Annotated in this window: 13 protein-coding genes; 3 read left to right on the forward strand and 10 right to left on the reverse strand. The window is 72.7% G+C overall.

The features are described from left to right. Nucleotides 1-7 precede the first annotated feature (7 nt). The 3 genes from BN6_RS18860 to BN6_RS18870 all read right to left on the reverse strand — a co-directional run bounded on the left by BN6_RS18860 (nt 8) and on the right by BN6_RS18870 (nt 3683). A complete protein-coding gene (locus BN6_RS18860; RefSeq protein ID WP_015101299.1) occupies nt 8-1318 on the reverse strand; it encodes a cytochrome P450 family protein in 1311 nt (436 codons plus the stop codon). After that, nucleotides 1315-2457: an epoxide hydrolase family protein gene (locus BN6_RS18865; RefSeq protein ID WP_041313250.1), complete on the reverse strand. Its 1143-nt coding sequence runs from the start codon at nt 2455-2457 to the stop codon at nt 1315-1317. The genes BN6_RS18860 and BN6_RS18865 overlap by 4 nt, the downstream gene beginning before the upstream one ends. 236 nt (nt 2458-2693) lie before the next feature. Beyond that, nucleotides 2694-3683, reverse strand: coding sequence for a sigma-70 family RNA polymerase sigma factor (locus BN6_RS18870; RefSeq protein ID WP_015101301.1), 990 nt, complete (start codon nt 3681-3683; stop codon nt 2694-2696). Nucleotides 3684-3873: 190 nt separating this feature from the next. Between BN6_RS18870 and BN6_RS18875 the strand changes: the two genes are divergently transcribed. Then, nucleotides 3874-5418, forward strand: coding sequence for an MFS transporter (locus BN6_RS18875; RefSeq protein ID WP_015101302.1), 1545 nt, complete (start codon nt 3874-3876; stop codon nt 5416-5418). A 187-nt stretch (nt 5419-5605) separates the two neighbouring features. After that, the gene (locus BN6_RS18880) at nt 5606-5896 is read left to right on the forward strand and encodes a putative quinol monooxygenase (RefSeq protein ID WP_231905411.1); all 291 of its coding nucleotides are present in this window, start codon (nt 5606-5608) and stop codon (nt 5894-5896) included. Nucleotides 5897-5946: 50 nt separating this feature from the next. Here the strand turns inward: BN6_RS18880 and BN6_RS18885 are convergent, their stop codons facing one another. Next, nucleotides 5947-7326: a condensation domain-containing protein gene (locus tag BN6_RS18885; RefSeq protein ID WP_015101304.1), complete on the reverse strand. Its 1380-nt coding sequence runs from the start codon at nt 7324-7326 to the stop codon at nt 5947-5949. 84 nt (nt 7327-7410) lie between these two features. Continuing rightward, entirely contained in the window at nt 7411-9165 is a 1755-nt protein-coding gene (locus BN6_RS18890) for a non-ribosomal peptide synthetase (protein ID WP_041313253.1), read from the reverse strand. A 173-nt stretch (nt 9166-9338) separates the two neighbouring features. Here BN6_RS18890 and BN6_RS18895 point away from each other — a divergent pair, with 173 nt between their 5' ends. Next, nucleotides 9339-10085, forward strand: a complete 747-nt coding sequence (locus tag BN6_RS18895) for a DUF899 domain-containing protein (protein WP_015101306.1) — start codon at nt 9339-9341, stop codon at nt 10083-10085. Between the two features lie 58 nt (nt 10086-10143). Here BN6_RS18895 and BN6_RS18900 read toward each other — a convergent pair whose 3' ends face one another. From BN6_RS18900 to BN6_RS18920, 5 genes are all read right to left on the reverse strand, one after another. Beyond that, nucleotides 10144-10929 (reverse strand): alpha/beta fold hydrolase, encoded by a 786-nt coding sequence (locus tag BN6_RS18900; RefSeq protein WP_015101307.1) that lies wholly within the window; start codon nt 10927-10929, stop codon nt 10144-10146. Nucleotides 10930-10954: 25 nt separating this feature from the next. Next, nucleotides 10955-12511, reverse strand: a complete 1557-nt coding sequence (locus BN6_RS18905; protein WP_015101308.1) for a 4-hydroxyphenylacetate 3-hydroxylase N-terminal domain-containing protein — start codon at nt 12509-12511, stop codon at nt 10955-10957. A 119-nt stretch (nt 12512-12630) separates the two neighbouring features. Beyond that, the gene (locus tag BN6_RS18910) at nt 12631-13284 is read right to left on the reverse strand and encodes a DUF899 family protein (protein ID WP_015101309.1); all 654 of its coding nucleotides are present in this window, start codon (nt 13282-13284) and stop codon (nt 12631-12633) included. Nucleotides 13285-13312: 28 nt separating this feature from the next. After that, nucleotides 13313-13975, reverse strand: coding sequence for an O-methyltransferase (locus BN6_RS18915; protein ID WP_015101310.1), 663 nt, complete (start codon nt 13973-13975; stop codon nt 13313-13315). Next, the gene (locus BN6_RS18920) at nt 13972-18822 is read right to left on the reverse strand and encodes a type I polyketide synthase (protein ID WP_051075644.1); all 4851 of its coding nucleotides are present in this window, start codon (nt 18820-18822) and stop codon (nt 13972-13974) included. Before BN6_RS18920 ends, BN6_RS18915 begins: the two co-directional genes overlap by 4 nt. Nucleotides 18823-18862 lie beyond the last annotated feature (40 nt).

Genomic DNA, 18862 nt, shown 5'->3' on the forward strand with positions numbered 1-18862 from the left:
CCCTCCTTCAGTTCCCGGCCGGGCGCAGCCGGACGGGCAGGGCCTGGTGGCCGTTCATGATGAACGTGGGCAGCGGTTCCAGGTCACCCGGCTCGACCGCGAGGGCCATCTCCGGGAACCGGCCGAACAGCGTGGACAGCCCGATCGAGGCCACCGAGCGGGCCACGCCCGCGCCGAGGCAGTAGTGCGGGCCCAGGCCGAACGAGAGGTGCTCCTTGTCGGCGCGGGACAGGTCGAACTCGCCCGCGCCCGCGCCGTGCAGCCCCGGGTCGCGCCCGTAGGCGCTGTAGTTGACCAGGATCGGGTCGCCCTTCGGGATGGTGACCCCGTCCAGCTCGACGTCCTCGACGGCGTAGCGCAGCGGCAGGTTCGCCAGCGGCGACTGCACGCGCAGCGTCTCGTCGATCACGTCGTCCCAGGACGCCGCGCCGGAGGTGACCAGCGCGCGCTGCCCGGGGTGGACGAGCAGGGCGGTGATCGCGTTGTCGAAGAAGTTGATGGTGGTCTCGGACCCCGCGCCCAGGATGGCGAAGATGGTGTCGGTCAGCTCCTCTTCGGACAGTCGCGACCCGTCCTCGTCCCGGGCCGCCACCAGGTCGCTGGTGATGTCCTCGCCGGGGAACCGGCGCTTCTCTGCGATCAGCTCCGCCATCGCGCCGCGCCAGCCCGCCAGCACGCCCTGCGCCTGCTCGGGGGTGACCGTCGTGTCGACCATCAGGTCGATCACCTTCGCGGTCTTGGCGCGGGCGTCCTCGGACATCCCGATCAGGTCGGCGACCAGCCGCGCGGGCAGCGGGTAGGCGAACCGCTCCCGCAGGTCCACCACCTCGCCGGGGTCGGTGTCGGCCAGGGCGTCCACCAGCTCGTCGGCGAGCTTGACGATCCACGGCCGGATCGCCTCGGTGCGCCGCGCGGTGAACGCCTTGCCCACCAGCCGGCGCAGCCGGACGTGCTCCTTGCCGTGCGCGGTCACCATGTTGTCCATGGCGATCCAGCTGATCATCTCCCAGTCCGGCGGGATCCGGCCCTCGATGAACGCGGGCCAGTGGCTGCGCGCGCTCTTGGTCACCCTCGGGTCGGTGAGCACCTTGCGGATGGTCCGGTGCTCGTTGACCGCCCACGCGTGCACGCCACCGGGCAGCACCACCCGCACCGCCGGGCCTCGGGCGCGCAGGTCGTCGGTCGAGCCGTGCAGGTCGCGGCCGGTCGGGTCGAGGACCGGGCAGCCGGTGGCCGCGGGCGCGTGGGCCGGGCAGCCGTCGGCGGCCGCCGGGGCGCCGGCGCTCCGGTCGTGGGTCGTCGGGTCGGTGGTGCTCATCGGACCTCCCGGAAGAACGAGCGGACGTCGCCGGTGAACAGGTCGGGTTGCTCCAGGGCCGCGAAGTGGCCGCCGCGGTCGAACTCGGTCCAGCGGACGATGGACGGGTGGTCGCGCTCGGCGAACGCGCGCACCGGCACGAACAGGTCGTGCGGGAACACCGCCACCCCGATCGGCACCGGCACCCGCGGTGGTGGCGAGCCGGACGCCGCGGCGCGCACGGCCGCCGCGCCCTCGTAGTAGAACTGGGCGGACGAGCCCGCCGTGCCGGTCAGCCAGTAGATCGAGACGATCGCCAGCAGCGCGTCCCGGTCGACGGCGTCGGCCCCGCCGGTCCACTCGTGGAACTTCTCCGCGACCCAGGCGAGCTGGCCCACCGGCGAGTCGGTCAGCGCGTAGGACAGGGTCCGCGGCCGGGTCGCCATCACCTTCATGTAGGCGGACCGGTCGAGGTCGAACTCCTGGAGCAGGCCCAGCCGGCGGCGGCCCTCGTCGTCCAGCGCGGCCAGTTCCGCCGGGTCGCCCGACGGGAAGGCCATCAGCATGTTCACGTGCACGCCCACGACGTGGTCGGGGAACATCGCGCCCAGCGCCAGCGAGATCGGCGAGCCGGCGTCACCGCCCTGCACCCCGTAGTGCCGGTAGCCCAGCCGGGTCATCAGCTCGTGCCAGGCGCGGGCGATGCGCGGCACGTCCCAGCCGGTGTCCGGCGGCGGGCCGGAGAAGCCGTAACCCGGGATGGACGGGATCACCAGGTGGAACGCGTCCGCCGGGTCCCCGCCGTGCGCCGCCGGGTCGGCCAGCGGGCCCGCGACCCCGGTGAACTCCCGCACCGAGCCCGGCCAGCCGTGCGTGACCAGCAGCGGCAGCGCGTCCGGGCGCGGCGAGCGGACGTGCAGGAAGTGCACGGGCGCGCCGTCGAGTTCGGTGACGAACTGGGGGAACGCGTTGAGCCGCTCCTCCTCGGCGCGCCAGTCGAACCCGGTGCGCCAGTACTCCGCCAGCTCGCGGAGTTCGGCCAGGGGCACCCCGCGCTCCCACCCGGTCCCGCCGGGCGAGTCCGGCCAGCGGGTGCGGGCGAGCCGGGCCCGCAGGTCGTCCAGGTCCTCCTGCGCGACATCGATCGTGAACGGCCTCATCGCATCCTCGCTGTCCGGCTGCCCGACGGGCCGGGCGATTGCACGAATTCCCGGCACCGCGAGCATCGGCCGGCCGAAACGGTCGACGCATCTCCCGGAGTGCGATCGACCCGATCACGGCGGCATGGCGCACATTCGGAGAAGAATCGGCGGAAAAGCACGAATGGAGGTGCACGCCGAACAGCCGGCGCGTATCGCTGATTACGCGGGTGCCGGGGCGTGGTTCCGGCCGCGGACTAGGCGGGCAACGTCTCCGGGAGACCGAAGGACGCGCACAGCGCCGGGTCGGCGAACGTGACGACCTGGGTGATGTGCGTCGACGTCAGGGTCAGCACCTGGAGGCAGGTGATGCGGTGCCGGTCGCCGGGGGTGGCGCGGCGGTAGGTGGCGAACGCGGGCTGGCCGTTGGCCCTGGTCGGCACCAGCCGCACGTCGCCCGGACCGCCCGCGCACCAGGTCGCCAGGTGCCCGGCGATGGTCGCCGCGCCCCGGTACCAGGTGGGCTGCGGCGGCATCTGCCAGGTGGTGTCCGCGGTGAACAGCTCCACGAGGGTGGTGACGTCGTGGTTCTCGAACGCGGTGACGTAGCGGTCGAGCAGTTCGCGCTGCTCGGCGGCGGGCGGCTCCACCGTGCGGTCACGCCGGGGCGAGACCTCCTCGAGCTGGGCGCGGGCACGCCGCAGCGAGCTGTGCACGGCGGTCGGCGTGGTGTCGAGCACGTCGGCCACCTCGGCGGCGCGCCAGCCCATCACGTCCCGCAGGATCAGCACCGCGCGCGGGCGCGGCGGCAGGTGCTGGAGGGCGGCGACGAACGCCAGCCGGATGCTCTCCCGCGCGGTCACGATGCCCGCCGGGTCGTCCGGGCCGCCGGGCACGGCGGCGTCCGGGACCGGTTGCAGCCACGGCACGTCGTGCCGGGCCGGGCCGGGGTCGGCGAAGTCGGCGGCCGGGCCGCCCAGGTCGACCGGCAGCGGCCGGCGGGCGCGGGTGTGCAGGGCGGTCAGGCAGGCCCGGGTGGCGATCCGGTAGAGCCAGGTGCGCAGCGACGACAGGTGCTGGAACCGCTCGTAGGCCCGCCACGCGCGCAGGAAGGTCTCCTGCACCAGGTCCTCGGCGTCCTGCACCGAGCCCAGCATCCGGTAGCAGTGCGTGAACAGCTCCCGCCGGTACGGGTCGGCGAGCCGGAAGAAGTCCTCGTCCGTCTCGCCGCCGTGCACCGTGGTCATTGCGGTCCTCCTGCGTGGCCTGCCCCCGATCGTAGTCCGACCGGGTGTCATCGGGTGAACACGCACCGCCACTGCCGCCCGTCACCAGGCAAAACCGGACCGCCGCCGAAAAAGGTGCCGGCCCGGCGACGACTTTTCGGCGCGGGCGTCGTCTACCTGGCGATGCCCGTCCAATCGGAGAGGACCTCCCATGCACGACACGAACCGGGCAGGACGCCGGGAGTGGGCCGGTTTAGCGGTGCTCGCGATGCCCACCCTGCTGCTGTCGATGGACATCAGCGTCCTGTACCTGGCCCTGCCGCACCTGAGCGCGGACCTGGGCGCGAGCGCCAACCAGCAGCTGTGGATCCTGGACATCTACTCGTTCCTGCTCGCCGGGTTCCTGGTCACCATGGGCAACCTCGGTGACCGGGTCGGCCGGCGGCGGCTGCTGCTGATCGGAGCCGCGATCTTCGCCGTGGCGTCGGTCGTCGCGGCCTACTCGACCAGCGCGGAGATGCTGATCGCCACCCGCGCGCTGATGGGTGTCACCGGGGCGACGCTGATGCCGTCCACGCTGGCGCTGATCAGCAACATGTTCCACGACGCGAAGCAGCGCGGCACGGCCATCGCGATGTGGGCCAGCTGCATGATGGCGGGCGGCGCGCTCGGCCCGGTGGTCGGCGGCCTGCTGCTCCAGGGCTTCGGGTGGGGCGCGGTGTTCCTGATGGCGGTGCCGGTGCTGGCCGTGCTGCTGGTCGCCGGGCCGTTCCTGCTGCCCGAGTTCCGCAACCCCGACCCCGGCAAGCTCGACCTGGTCAGCGTCGCGCTGTCGCTGGCCGCGATCCTGCCGGTGATCTGGGGCGTCAAGGAGATCGCCCGGGTGGGGCCGGAGGTCCTGCCGCTGGTCGCGGTCGTGGTCGGCGTGGTGTTCGGCTGGCTGTTCGGCGTGCGGCAGCGCCGGCTGGAGCACCCGCTGCTCGACCTCGGGCTGTTCGCCAGCCGGTCGTTCAGCGCCGCGCTGACCATCCTGCTCATCGCGGGCGCGACGCTCGGCGGCATCTTCCTGCTGGTCAGCCAGTACGTGCAGCTGGTGGAGACGCTGTCGCCGGCCGAGGCGGGCCTGTGGCTGATGCCGGTGGGCCTGTCCATCGCGGTCGGCACCATGGTCGGGCCGAAGCTCGGCCAGAAGCTCAGCCCCGGCGTGGCCATCGCCGCCGGCCTGCTGGTCTCGGTGGTCGGGTTCGTGCTGCTGATGCTGATCGGCGAGTCCTCCGGGCTGCCGATGCTGCTCGCGGGCATCGTGATCCTCTACATCGGTGCCGGCCCGGCGATCGCGCTGGGCACGAACGCGGTGGTCGGGTCGGTGCCGCCGGCGAAGGCCGGAGCCGCCGCGTCGGTCTCGGAGACCAGCAACCAGCTCGGCGTGGCGCTGGGCATCGCGGCGTTCGGCGCGATCGGCACCGCCGTCTACCAAGGCGCGGTGACCGTGCCCGCCGACGTGACCGGCGAAGCCCGCGAGGTGGCGGGGGAGAGCCTCGCCGGAGCCACGGCGGTCGCCCAGGACCTGTCCGGCGGCGTCGCCGAGGAGCTGTCCCGCGCCGCGCACGAGGCGTTCATGAGCGCGCTGCACGTCGGCGCGGCGGTCGGCGGCGCGACCTTCGTCGTGCTGGCCGCGGTCGCCCTGGCGTTCCTGCGCGGCAAGTCCGCCGAACAGCGGTCCGAACGCGAACTCGCGGACAGCCCGGCCGAATAACCGTTTCGAGCGGAAAGGAATCGGGAAACCGAGGAATGGCGCGGTTGAATCCGCAGCCGCGTGAACTGTGCGAGGTGGTCGCCACTGGTACGGTCGAATGCGATCCGCCAGGACGCGAGACCTCCGGCGCACGACCCGGTGAGGTGGTCGCCCCACCTCCCGGAACAGAGAGGAATCAGCCTTGACAGTGATCGTCGCAGGACACCTGACCATGGCCCCGGACGACCGGGAGGAATTCCTGCGCGGACACCGCCACATCGTGGAGGAGTCCCGCAAGGCCCCCGGCTGCGTCGACCTGTCCATCTCCCCGGACCCCCTCGACCCGGGCCGGGTGAACATCTTCGAGCACTGGGAGTCGCCGCAGACGCTGGACGACTGGCGGTCCGTCGCGCCGCCGCCCAAGTGCGACGTGCAGATCAACGACGGCTCGATGTACAAGCACGACGTGGCCAAGTCCGGTCCGCCGTTCGACGCCTGACCCGCGACCCGGCGGTGCCCCCGACCACCCGGCCGGGGGCACCGCCGTGCTCACGCCTGCCGCGCCTCGCGCAGCGCGGCGTCCAGCGGCGTGTCCGGAGCGGTGACGACCAGCCGCAGCAGCCGGCGGAACGACCCGACCCACCGGTCGAGCGTGGCCGGGTCGAACTCCGCGCGGTCGTAGCGGAAGTTGCCGAACGCGCCCGCCTCCTGGTCGACCTCCAGCGTCGCGAGGGTCCCGTCCGGGATGTCCGACCCGACCTCGTGCGACCGGGTGCGGTGCCGGATCTCGCCGTAGTCGAGCCCGCCCATCCGGCCGACGTTGGTCGCCGGGTACTGGAAGACCTGGAACGCGCACACCGACACGGCCGGGTCGCCGAAGGTCGCCATCAGGTCCGGGGCCTCGCCGAGCACGAACGCGAACGGCACCTCGTGGCTCTGCGCCTCCAGGCACGTCCGCCTGGTCGTGTCGAACACGTCGCGCAGCGTTCCGCACCCGGCGAGGTCCGTGCGCAGCGGCACGAAGTTGAAGAACGGTCCCACCGTCCGCTCGTAGTCGGGGTGGTTGCGGCCGAAGGTGATGGTCGGGACGACGATGTCGGTCCGCCCGGTCAGCAGGTGCGCCAGCAGGTTCTGCGCGGTCATCGTGACGATGAACGCCGACGCGCGGTGCGTCCGGGCGAACGAGAGCGCCCGCGCCACCAGGTCCGGTTCGACGTGGAAGCGGTGCGCGGCGGTGACCCGCTTCGCGTCCGGCAGCCGGGGCCGGTCCGACGGCAGCCCGAGCATCCGCGCGCCGGTCAGCTTGGCGCGCCAGTAGGCGGTGGCCTCGGCCAGCACGGCGGGCGTGAGGTGCGCGCGATGCCACGCCGCGTGCTTGCGGTACTGCGGAACCGGCGGCAGGTCGGGCTCCCGGCCCGCGGCCCGCGCGGGGTAGCACGCGACCAGGTCGCGCATGAGCAGTTCCATCGACCACCCGTCGATGGCCACGTGGTGGGCGATCAGGCCGACCACCCAGTCCTCGCCGTCGAACCGGCCGAGCACGACCCGCAGGTGCGGCAGGTGCCGGACGGGCAGTTCCTCGCCTTCCAGCCGGTTGAGGAACTCCTCGGCCCGGCCGTGGCGTTGCGCGGCGGGCAGGTCGCCGAGTTCGTCCACCCGCACGTCGGGCGCGGTCGGGCCGTGGATCCGCTGGTGCGGCTCGCCTTCCGCGACGATGACCGTGCGCAGGGTCTCGTGCCGGGCGACGACGTCGAGCAGCGCGGCGCGCAGGACGTCGACGTCGAGCCGTCCGCGCACCCGCCAGCCGCGCACCGTGTGGTACCGGGGTCCGAACGGCCCGGCGGTCTCGTCGGTGCCGAACATGCACAGGAACTCCTGCGTGAACGACAGCGGCGCGGTGGTCTCCTGCTCGACCGGCGAGGCACTCATGCCGGCACTCCTCCCTGTGGTGGTCGGTGTTGTCGATCGGTGCCCAGCCGGGTCGCCGTCCGTCGGGTCGCCGGCCGGCGGGTGTCACGACACGGGGGAGCCGGTGGCGCGCTCCTTGTCGATCTGTTCGGCGAGCATCGCGGGCGTGGGGTTGTCGTAGAAGGTCGCGATGGTCACCGAGACCCCGGTCTTGCGCTCGATGCGCGCGATCATCCGGATGGCCTGCATGGACTGCCCGGACAGGTCGAAGAAGTCGTCGTCAAGACCGACCGACCGCAGGTCGAGGGTTTCGGCGAACACCGCCCGCAGGTACTCCTCGGTCTCCGAGCCCGGCGTCTCGTCGTGCTCCACTGTGGACGGATCGGGCAGGGCGGCGCGGTCCAGCTTCCCGTTGGGGCTCAGGGGCAGCTCCGGCAGCAGCACGACCGCCGCGGGCACCAGGTAGTCCGGCGCCTGGGCCGCCACGTGCCGGCGCAGCACGGCGGGCGTCACTTCGGAGGCCGCCACGACGTAGGCGACGAGCTGCTTGTCGTCGGACACCGCGCGCGGCACGACCGCCGCGTGCCGGACGGCCGGGTGCGCCGCCAGCAGCGCCTCCACCTCGCCCGGCTCGACCCGGAACCCGCGCACCTTGAGCTGGTCGTCCGCCCGGCCGAGCAGTTCCAGCCGCCCGTCCGGCCGGCACCGCGCCAGGTCGCCGGTGCGGTAGAGCCGGCCGCCGTCGCCCGCGAACGGGTCCGGCCCGAACCGCTCGGCGGTCAGGCCCGGTCGCCCCAGGTAGTCGCGGGCCAGCTCGCCGGCCACGAACAGCTCACCCACCGCGCCGTCGGCGACCGGTCGCCGCTGCTCGTCGAGCAGGTGGACCCGCTTGTCCCGCAACGGTGTCCCGATCGGCACCCGCGCCTCCGGCTGGTAGGGCGCGGTGATCGGGGCGTTGGTGACGAACAGGTTCGTCTCGGTCGCGCCGTACATCACCCGCACGACGAGGTCGGGACACGCGTCCAAGACCCGCGCCACGGCCGACGGCGAGACGACGTCGCCGCCGGTCATCACCTCGCGCAGCGGGGCGACCAGCCGCGGCGACTCCTCGGCCAGCACCCGGAACAGCCCGGCGGTGATGTGCGCGGCGGTGACCCGTTCCCGGGCGATCACCTCGCCCAGCGCGGCCAGGTCGAGGTCGGCACCGGGGTAGAGCACGATCTCCCGCCCGTGCAGCAACGGGACCCACAGCTCGAAGGTCGACATGCTGAACGCGTACGGGGACACCATGAGCGTCCGCTCGTACGCGTCCGAGTCCCACAACGGGTCCGACACCAGGCCCAGCACGCCCCGGTGGGTGACCGTGACGCCCTTGGGCTCGCCGGTCGAGCCCGACGTGAACATCACGTACGCGGCCCGATCCGGATCGCCCGCCGGCAGCTCGACGTCACCAAAGTCGACGTCACCAGGGTCGGCGGAGTCGTTTGTCAGCACGACGCGACAGCGCTCCGGCACCCCGCCCCGCGACGACGGACCGTCCACCAGCAGCAGCGGGCGGTCGAACCGGTCGACCACCTGCTGCCGGCGGTGCGCGGGGTGGGCGTGGTGCAGCGGCACGTAGAAGGAACCGGCCTTCAGCACCGCCAGCGTCGCCACCACCAGCTCCGGCGAGCGTTCCACCAGCACCACCACCGGCCGTTCCGGTCCGGCGCCCAGCGCGACCAGTCGCCGGGCCAGCCGGTCGGAGCGCTCGGCCAGGTCCCGGTAGCCGGTCTTGACACCGGCCAGGGACAGCGCGGGCGCGTCCGGCGTGCGGGCGGCCTGCGCGGTGAACCGTGCCTGGATGGAAGCAGAGTCCATGACTGGGGTCCAATCTGGGTCACCGGGTGGGTAGCCGTCTGCCCACCACCTTCCCGGGACCGCGCGGCGGCGGGCATCTCCCGGCGTGCGCCACCTGCGCATTCGCGGAGTAGCGACGAATTCCGTGGCGATGTCGGGTCTAATCGACAAATCGAAACGATGGAGGTGACGTGATGGTGCTGCCACCCGCGGTGTCCCGCGCGCAGTGGGTCGACGCGCGCAAGGAGTTGCTGCGCAAGGAGAAGGAGCTGACCAAGGCCCGTGACGCGCTCAGCGTCGAGCGGCGCGCGCTGCCGATGGTGCGCGTCGACAAGGAGTACGTGTTCGAAGGGCCGGAGGGGAAGGTGACGCTGCCCGACCTGTTCGACGGGTGCCGCCAGCTCATCGTCAGCCACTTCATGTTCAACCCGGACTGGGACGAGGGCTGCTCCAGCTGCTCGGCCGGGGCCGACGACATGTCCGCCGGCAGGCTGCGACACCTGCGGTCCCGTGACACGGCGTTCGTGTACGTCTCCCGCGCGCCGCTGGCGAAGTTGGTGGCCTACAAGGAGCGCAAGGGCTGGGACTTCCCGTGGTACTCGTCGTTCGGCAGCGATTTCAACTACGACTTCCACGTGACGATGGACGATTCGGTGCTGCCCGCCGAGTACAACTACAAGACCATCCCCGAGCACCGCGCGGACGGCACCGGCTACTACTTCGTCGGCGAGCAGCCGTCGGAGCAGCCCGGCCTGAGCTGCTTCCTGCGTGCCGGCGGCGACGTCTTCCACACCTACTCGGCCTACGGTCGCGGCACGGAGATGAACCTCGGCGCGTACGCCTACCTCGACCTGACCGCGTTGGGGCGCCAGGAGGACTGGGAAGAGCCCACCGGCCGGGTGCCGCAGACCCACCCGGCCGCACCGGACTTCCGTTCCTGACAGCGAACCGGGCCGGTCGCGAGCACGCGACCGGCCCGTCGGTGCGCCGGCGGGAAGCCTAGACGCGCGTGCCGGTGAAGAAGTCGACCAGCAGGGGAGCGACGGCGTCGGGCACGAGCAGGTGGGTGTGCCCCGGCATGGAGTGCCGCCGCCCGTTGGGCAGCACGTCCGCCAGTGCCTGCACCCCGTTGCGCGCCCACGGCAGGCTGTCGCCGCCGTCGATCACCAGCGTCGGCGTGCGCACCTTGGACAGCCGCTCCACCGGCAGCGAGCAGTCGCCCATCAACGCGTCGTCGTAGCGCAACGTCGGCGCGAGGGTCTCCAACCCCGCCCACATCGGCGAACTCCGGACCTGCGTGACGGCCTCGTCGGTGAGGTCCGCGCACCCCTTCATGAACAGCTCCAGCGCGTCGCCGCGCCGCCCCTCGGCGATGAACGACTCCAGCCGCGCCGAGTAGCGCGCCGGCAGGCTGCGGTCCTCGGGCAGCGAGTAGGGCGGCTCGTACAGGGCCAGCGCGGCGAACTCGCGTCCCCGCGCCGCCGCCTCCAGCACCAGCGCGCCGCCCGAGCAGTTGCCGAACACGTACGGCGGCTCACCGGTCTCGGCGAGCACCGCGTCGAGGTCCTCGATCTCGCGGTCCACCGAGTACGGCTGGACGTCGCCGCTCGCGCCGCGCCCGCGCCGGTCGTAGGCGAACACGGTGAACCGCGAGGACAGCAGCGTGCCCAACGGCACCGTGGTCGCCAGGTCGTTGAGCGCGCCTTCGATCAGGACCAGCGGCGGCCCTTCGCCGAACCGGTCGACGCTGATGGGCGTCCCGTCCTTTGACGTGACAGTGTGCATTGGGCAACTCCCGTGTGGTGTGTGGTCAGCCGGTGGCCATGTCGTCGCGGATGTGCGAGAGGTCGGCGACCGAGGTCAGGTCCGGCACGGTCCAGCCGTCGAGGTCGTACTCGGACAGGCACTGCTCGACGAACTCCTGGTAGCCGGCCAGCTTCCCGGACGAGACCTGGGCGTTGAGCAGCTCGATCCGCACGTTCTCGTGGTTGCCGGAGTAGTTGCGCTCGTAGAGCTCGTGCCGCCCGGCGAACTCGGTGCCGACGGTGTCCCACAGCAGTTTCATCACCTTGGCGCGGTCCACGGCCTCGACCCCGTTCGAGCCGCGCAGGTACTTATCGAGGTAGGGCCGCAGGTCCTCGTTCTTGAAGTCGTCGGCGCTGGAGTTGACGTAGATCAGCCCGCTGGCCACGTCCTGGAGGACGATCTCGCGCACCCGCGAGTAGCCCAGCTGCATGAACCACCGGTAGGCCATGCCGTAGTCCGGGTTGGGCAGCAGCGCGCCGTTGCGCCACGGCAGCGGGTTGCGCGCGGACGCGTCGGACAGCCCCCAGAACAGGTTGCGCCACGCCAGCACCTCGCCCAGCCGGGTCTCGATGCCGCGGAAGTTCCGCGCCCCGGTGATCTCCAGCGCCCGCGCCAGCAGCCCGGCGATGAACTCCAGCTTGACCGCCAGCCGGACGCAGCCGTGGAACGTGGTGCGCTCGTTGAACCCCGACTGCCCGGTGAACGCCTGGACCTTGCCGATGTTGCCGTAGATGAACACGTTCTCCCAGGGGATCAACACCTTGTCCATCACCAGGATCGTGTCGTTCTCGTCCAGCCGGGAGGACAGCGGGTAGTCGAACGGCCGCCCGGTCACCGCCGCGTTGGCGCTGTAGGAGGTGCGGCAGATGAGCTTCACGCCCGCCGCGTTCATCGGCACGGTGGCCACCAGCGCGAACCGCTTGTCCTTGATCGGCAGGCCCCAGTGCGCGACGAAGTTGTAGTGGGTCAGCGCCGACCCGGTCGCGACCACCTTCGCGCCGCTGACCACCAGCCCGGCGTCGGTCTCCTTCTCCACGTGGACGAACACGTCCGACACCTCGTCGGCGGGCCGGTCGCGGTCCACCGGCGGGTGCACGATCGCGTGGTTCCAGAACAGCACCTTCTCCTGCGACTCCCGGTACCAGCGCCGGGCGTTGTCCTCGAACGGCGCGTAGAAGTCGGCGTTCGCGCCGAGCGTTCCCAGGAACGAGGCCTTGTAGTCCGGGCTGCGGCCCATCCACCCGTAGCTCATCCTGGCCCACTCGGCGATGGCGCGCTGGTCGGCGACCAGGTCGTCCACGCTGCGCGGGGTGGTGAAGAACGGGTGGGTGTAGCCGTCGCTGCCGGTGTCGGTGGGCCGGGTCAGCACGCCCTTCGCCGCCGGGTCGTGCAGGGCGTCGTAGAGCCGGGCGGTCATCCGCGCGGGGTTGCGGAACGCCGCGTGCTCGGTGACGTCCTTGACGCGGTCCCCGTACAGGTAGATCTCCCGGCCGTCGCGCAGACCGGCCAGGTACTCCTCGCCGGTGAGCGGGCGGGTCTCCCGCGTTGGTTGCTCGGCCACAGCTCTCGATCCCTTCCCTGGCAGGTCCCGGTCGCGGCCCGGGTCGAACCCGGACGACCCGGTCCGCGCGAACGGTCTCGGGCGAACGGACCCGGGCGAACGGACTCGGGCGGTCGGACTCAGGCGTGGTAGTCGTCGTGGTAGCGGACCCAGTCGTGCTTGAACCCCAGGCCCTCCTCCTGCCGGCCCAGCGGGGTCAGGTCGAGGTAGTGGTAGGTGGAGTTCAACATCTCGCCGCCGGTGATCAACGTCGAGTAGGTCCGGTGGATCCGGTCGTCGTCGTCCCGGAAGTACACGCTCACGCCGGGCTGGATCCGCTCGCCGTCGGCGAAGTCGACGAAGTGGTCCTGGTAGAAGGAGGTGCCGTGCGACGACACCCACGGGACCTGCCAGCCCATCCGGTCCTTGAACGCCAGCCCCTCGTCCAGCGGCACCGGGCAGTCGACCACGAAGCTGGTGTCGCGCGCCCACAGATGCGCCAGGTGCCCGACGTTGTCGATCCAGAACGCGCAGGACGTGCAGAACCGGCCGGTCTCCATCGGGACCATGTAGTGGTAGACGATCAGCTGCCGCCGCCCGTCGAACAGGTCGAGCAGCGTGCGCTCGCCGTGCTCCGAGGCGAAGACGTAGTCCTGGTCGACCAGCACGCCGGGCAGCGCGCGGCGGTGCTCGCTCACCTCGTCCCGGACCCGGATCAGCTCGGCCTCGCGGTCGTAGAGCTCCTTGCGCGCGGCGGCCCACTCCTCGCGGGTCACCGACTTGATCGAGGTCATGCCCTCTCCTCTCCTGGCTGGTCCGCGCTCACCGCTTGACCGCCACGGTCATCCCGTCGGCCAGCGGCAGCACGGCGTAGTCGATGCGCTTGTCGTTGCGCACGCGCTCGTTGAAGGCGCGCACGGCCGCCGTCTCGGAGTCGGTCGCGTCGGGGTCGGCCACCGCGCCGTGCCACAGCACGTTGTCCACCACGATCACGCCGCCCGGCCGGAGCAGGGCCAGCGCGCCGTCGAAGTAGTCGGCGTAGCCCTCCTTGTTCGCGTCGATGAACGCGAAGTCGAACGACCCGGCCGCGCCCTGTTCGGCGACCAGTGCGGCGAGCGTCTCGCGGGCGTCGCCGATGCGCAGGTCGACCTGGTGCGCGACGCCCGCGCGCCGGCAGTGCGCCATCGCCAGCGATGTCCACTCCTCGCTGAGGTCCAGCGCGACGACCTGTCCGTCCGGCGGCAGCGCGAGCACCGTGGCCAGCAGGCTGTAGCCGGTGAACACGCCGACCTCCAGCGTCCGGCGCGCACCCACGGCCTTGACCAGGGTGGCCAGGAACCGGGCTTCCTGCGCCGGCACCTGCATCATCCCGGCCCCGAGGTAGCCCGCCTCCTCGCGCACCGCGCGCAGCGGCTCGGGTTCCGGCGGCGATATCGCGGTGACGTAGTCGTGCAACGCCTCCGTCATGGTCAGTTCCAGTTTCATCGGTCCCGCCCGGGGTCTCGTGGTCGTGACGGGCCGCCGGCGCCCAGCAGCCCCACCAGGTGGTCGGCGAGGGCGGTGACGGTCGGCCGCTGCCACAGCAGGACCGCCGGCAGGTCGTGCCCGAACCTCTTCTCCAGCCGCCGCCGGACCAGCACGCCCATCACCGAGTCCAGCCCCTGCTCCACCAACGGCCGCCGGTGGTCGAGGCTGTCCTCCGCGAGTCTCATCTCGGCCGCGACCTGCACGCCGACCTCACGCCGCACGTGCTCCCACAGCCGCTCCGGCACGACCTCGGCGCTGTGGTCGTCCGGTGCCTCTTCGATCGCCTTCTCGCGCAAGAACTCAGGGATGGCGTCCGCATCGGACACGACGGCGGTGAACCCCGGCCCGTCCCAGGCGGCGATCGCCTCCTCGGCGGTCACACCGGCCCACGTCAGCACGGTGGTGTCGGCCGCGCGCAGACCCGCGAGCCCCTCGTGCTCCGCGCCGGCCACGGTCACGTCGACCGGCCCCGCGCCGAGGAACGCGGCCCCCGGCGTGCACAGGACCAGGAAGTCCAGACTACCGGGCGGGTAAAGGGAGTGCAGGCTCAGCACGTCCCCGTCCGCACCCTGCGCGTGCACGATCCCGCGCACCGGCGGCAAGTCGTCAAGCGGGACAAGGGTTTCGGTCAGCCGGACGGTGACCCCGCGCTCCTCGCACCACCGGATGACGTCGATCCGCCGCCGCACGTCCGCATCCGAAACGTCGTCCCACTCCGCGCGGAGGGGGAGAACTTCGTTGTCCACCATGACGATCCGTCGTGCACCTCGGGCGACGAGTTCACGGGTCGCGGCCAGTCCCAGCGCGCTCAGACCTCCGGTGACCAGGTACGTCCCGTCCGGTCGGCACGGCACGGGGGTGCGGGTCGTCGCGGGCACGAGCCGGGGTGCGGCAGCGGAACCTTCGCGAAGGGAGACAACGGGGTCCGGAAGATCCGTCCCCAGCAGCGAGGGCAGCAGCGACGCCCACGAACGGCGCGGGTCGACGTCCAGGATCGTCACGGGCTGGTCCGCGTGCAGTGCGCGAGCTATGCCCCACAAGGGAGTCTGCGCCAGACGGGCGTCGTCGGCGCATTCGCGCACACCCACCGTCACGCACCAGACCCGGGCAACGCCCTTGGCCGCCGCAGCGGCGTCGAGCAGCACCGTGTGCCCAGTCGCCAGGTCGGGAACCACCACGACGTCCGTGATCCCGTCGAGCGGGCCGAATTCTGTCGGCCCTTCCACGCTGTGCCAGGGGATTCCGGCGGAGGCCAAACTTTCGGTCACAGTGTCGCGCAGCGCGTCCGGCCGTCCGACGACCACCACCCGGTGTTCGTCACGGGGAGCAGTCAGTTCCACCGGACGCCACACACGCCGGTGCACCGATCGGCCCGCACACCCGATCACCGGATACCGCAACCCGGACGCGACCGCGACAACCGCGCCGTCCACCGACACGACCGCGTCGACCGTGTCCGGCCCGGCCGGCGTCACGTCCACGACGAACGCCTCCGGCGGCGCACCGATCACGTCCAGACGTTCGGCGCGCACCGCCATCCGCAGCTCGGGCTCGCCCTCGAACGACGCCGGCGCGATGGTCATCACCGCGTCCACCACCGGGGCCCACGTCGACCCCGGAGCCATCCGGACCTCCGCCCGCATCCGCCCCCGGCCGGCCGCCAAGTGCCCGATCGTCCAGTCGAACCCGGTCGACGGCACGCCGACGGCGTCGAGCCTGCGTCGCACGAGATCGGTGTCCACCGGTACCAGGTTCGCGTTGCGGGGCACCGATGTCGTCGGCCTCTCGGTCGGGATGTCGGCCTCGGCGTGCACGGCCCAGTCCGCGTCCGGTGCGTCGGTCCGGGAAGCCAACCGCAAGCGCCGCCCATCACGGACGACTTGGAGCTCACGGCGTTGCGCGGTCAGCAACGGTTGCCGCATCACGAGATCGGCGACGGAGTGCCCGTCGCAGGCGTCGAGGAAGGTCTGGGCCAGCACCGCGGCCGGCACGATCTCCGCGCCGCCCACGGTGTGGCTGCCGGGGTAGGGACGGTTGGCGTCGTCCAGCCAGGTCCGCCAGGTCGTCACGGCACTGCCCGCGACCGAAGTCCGTGCGCCCAGCAGCGTGTGCGCGTCGACGTCGTGCCCCCGCGTGCCCGTGACGGGCTGGGGCGTGCGCCAGTGCGGCCGGTGCTGCCAGGCGACGGGCGGCAGCGTCACCAGGTCGCCGGACGGGTGGACCCGGGCCCAGTCGACCGCCACGCCGTGGCAGTGCGCCTGGCCCAACGCCGCGAGGAACTCCCGGTGGTCGGGGCGGTCGCGGCGCAGCGTCCAGCCGACGGCCGCCGGGTCGTCCAGCCCGGACAGGCACTCGGTCACCGAGTGCGCGACGACCGGGTGCGCCGAGATTTCCAGGAACACGCGATACCCGTCGTCGGCGGCGGCCGCGACGGCCGAGCTCAACCGCACCGGGTCGCGCAGGTTGCGCACCCAGTAGTCCGCGTCCGGTGCCAGCCGGGAACGGGGGTCGCGCAGCGCCGTGCGGTACACCGGGATCGTCGGCTCCCGGGCGAGGACCTCCACCGCCTTGAGGTCCGCCAGCAGCGGTTCCATCTGCGGGCTGTGGAAGGCCACGTCCGAGTCGACCTCGCGCACCACGGCGTCCCGGCAGCCCGCGGTGAACTCCGCCACGGCCCCCGGTTCGCCGGACACCACCGTGGACGCAGGCGATGGGATGATCGCGACGACCACGTCGGTGCGGCCGGCCAACCGGCGGGCGACCTCGTCGGAGGGCAGCCCCACCATCGCCATCGCACCCCGGCCCGCGACCCGCCGGAGCAGCAGCGACCGGCGGCAGACCAGGCGGGCGGCGTCGACCGGGTCCAGCCCGCCGCCCGCGACGGCCGCCGCGATCTCGCCCACCGAGTGCCCGATCACCGCCGCCGGCGTCACGCCGTAGGACCGCCAGACGGCGGTGAGCCCGAGCTGCACGGCGAAGATCAACGCCTGGGTGCGGGCGACGTCGCCGAGATCACCGTCCCGCAACGCCTCCTGCGGCGAGAACCCCATCTCCCGCCGGTACACCTCTTCGACCCCGTCGAGCGCCGCGCCGAACGCGGGTTCGTGCGCCAGCAGGTCACGGCCCATCCCGGACCACTGCGACCCGTGGCCGGAGAACACGAACACCGGCCCGAGGCCGCCCACCGGACGCCCGGTCGTCACGCCGTCCACGGCCTGCCCGTTGGCCAGCACGCGCAGCCGCGCGCGCAGGTCGTCCCGGCCGGTGGCGGGCACGACCGCCCGGTGGGCCAGGTGGGACCGGCGCAGCGCCAGCGTGTGTCCCACCGACGCCAGCGGCACGTCGTCGGCCAGCCGCCGTTCCAACCGACCCGCCGCAGCGGCCAGCGCCTCCGGCGAAGCCGCCGACAACGGGTAGAGCCGGGGCACGTCCGGCCCGGTCGGGACCGGTTCCCGGTCGGGCGCCTGCTCCAGCACGACGTGCGCGATCGCGCCGCCATACCCGAAACCGGACACCGCCGCGCGGCGCGGCTGGTCGGATACCGCCGCGCCGCGCGGCAGATCGGGCTCCGCCGCGCGGCGCGGCAGATCGGATACCGCCGCGCGGCGTGGCCCGCCGGACCACGGCTCGGTCTCGGTCGCCACGCGCAACCCGTTGACGCCCCAGGCAATGTCCGGGTTGAGCCGCCGGACCACCCCGGGCGGCACGATCGCGCGCTCCAGCGCGAGCACCGCCTTCACCACGCTCGCGACGCCGGCCGCGCCTTCCAGGTGGCCGATGTTGCCCTTCACCGAGCCGATCGGGCACGGCTCGTCGCGGCCGTAGACGGCGCTCAACGCCGCGACCTCGGCGGGGTCGCCCAGTCGCGTGCCGGTGCCGTGCGCCTCGACGAACCCGACGGTCGCCGGGTCGATCCCGGCGTTCGCGCAGGCCCGACGCATGACCTGCTCCTGGGCCGGGCCGGAGGGGGCCATGATGCCCTCGGTGCGGCCGTCCTGGCTGACCGCGCTGCCCCGGACCACCGCGAGCACCCGGTCACCGGCGCGCAGCGCGTCCGACAGCCGGCGCAGCACCAGGACGCCGCAGCCCTCGCCGCGGCCGTAGCCGTCCGCGTCGACGTCGAACGGCTTGCTCCGGCCGTCCGGGGACAGCGCGCCCGCCGCGTCCAGCGACAGCGTCTCGCCCGGCGACACGACCAGGTTGACCCCGCCGGCCAGCGCGGTCGAGCAGTCGCCCGCCCGCAGGCCCTGGCAGGCCAGGTGCAGCGAGACCAGCGACGCCGAGCACGCGGTGTCCACGGCCAGGCTGGGCCCGTGCAGGTCCAGCGCGTGGGCGATCCGGTCGGCCAGTGCGCACGTCGCCGCGCCGATGCCGGTCCACGCCTCGATGCCGGGCAGGTCTTCGAGCAGCCGGCGGCCGTAGTCGGCGGTGCAGAACCCCACGTAGACGCCGGTGTCGGTGCCCGCGAGCGAGTGCGGCGGGACGCCCGCGTGCTCCAGCGCCTCCCAGGCCGTCTCCAGCAGGACGCGCTGCTGCGGGTCCATCAGCTCGGCCTCGCGGCCGGACAGGCCGAAGAAGGCCGCGTCGAACCCGGCCACGTCGTCGAGGAAGCTGCCGCGCGCGGTGGTGCGCCGCAACGCCGACTCGTGCGCCGGGCTCAGGTCGCGGTACCAGTCCCACCGGTGCGCGGGCGCCGGGCCGGAGGTGTCGCGGCCCGCGAGGACGAGTTCCCAGAACGCCTCGGGCGTGTCCGCGCCGCCGGGGAAGCGGCACCCGACGCCGACCACCGCGATCGGTTCGGTCATGTCCGCTCCCGGCCGCACGCCGCCCGGACCACGGCCCGCC

Origin of the sequence: Saccharothrix espanaensis DSM 44229, assembly GCF_000328705.1 — a bacterium.
Classification (GTDB): Bacteria; Actinomycetota; Actinomycetes; order Mycobacteriales; family Pseudonocardiaceae; genus Actinosynnema; species Actinosynnema espanaense.

Coding starts and splice junctions, on each gene's coding strand:
- BN6_RS18860 (WP_015101299.1), bottom strand. CDS start 1,318: ATGAGCACCACCGACCCGACGACCCACGACCGGAGCGCCGGCGCCCCG.
- BN6_RS18865 (WP_041313250.1), bottom strand. CDS start 2,457: ATGAGGCCGTTCACGATCGATGTCGCGCAGGAGGACCTGGACGACCTG.
- BN6_RS18870 (WP_015101301.1), bottom strand. CDS start 3,683: ATGACCACGGTGCACGGCGGCGAGACGGACGAGGACTTCTTCCGGCTC.
- BN6_RS18875 (WP_015101302.1), top strand. CDS start 3,874: ATGCACGACACGAACCGGGCAGGACGCCGGGAGTGGGCCGGTTTAGCG.
- BN6_RS18885 (WP_015101304.1), bottom strand. CDS start 7,326: ATGAGTGCCTCGCCGGTCGAGCAGGAGACCACCGCGCCGCTGTCGTTC.
- BN6_RS18890 (WP_041313253.1), bottom strand. CDS start 9,165: ATGGACTCTGCTTCCATCCAGGCACGGTTCACCGCGCAGGCCGCCCGC.
- BN6_RS18895 (WP_015101306.1), top strand. CDS start 9,339: ATGGTGCTGCCACCCGCGGTGTCCCGCGCGCAGTGGGTCGACGCGCGC.
- BN6_RS18900 (WP_015101307.1), bottom strand. CDS start 10,929: ATGCACACTGTCACGTCAAAGGACGGGACGCCCATCAGCGTCGACCGG.
- BN6_RS18910 (WP_015101309.1), bottom strand. CDS start 13,284: ATGACCTCGATCAAGTCGGTGACCCGCGAGGAGTGGGCCGCCGCGCGC.
- BN6_RS18915 (WP_015101310.1), bottom strand. CDS start 13,975: ATGAAACTGGAACTGACCATGACGGAGGCGTTGCACGACTACGTCACC.
- BN6_RS18920 (WP_051075644.1), bottom strand. CDS start 18,822: ATGACCGAACCGATCGCGGTGGTCGGCGTCGGGTGCCGCTTCCCCGGC.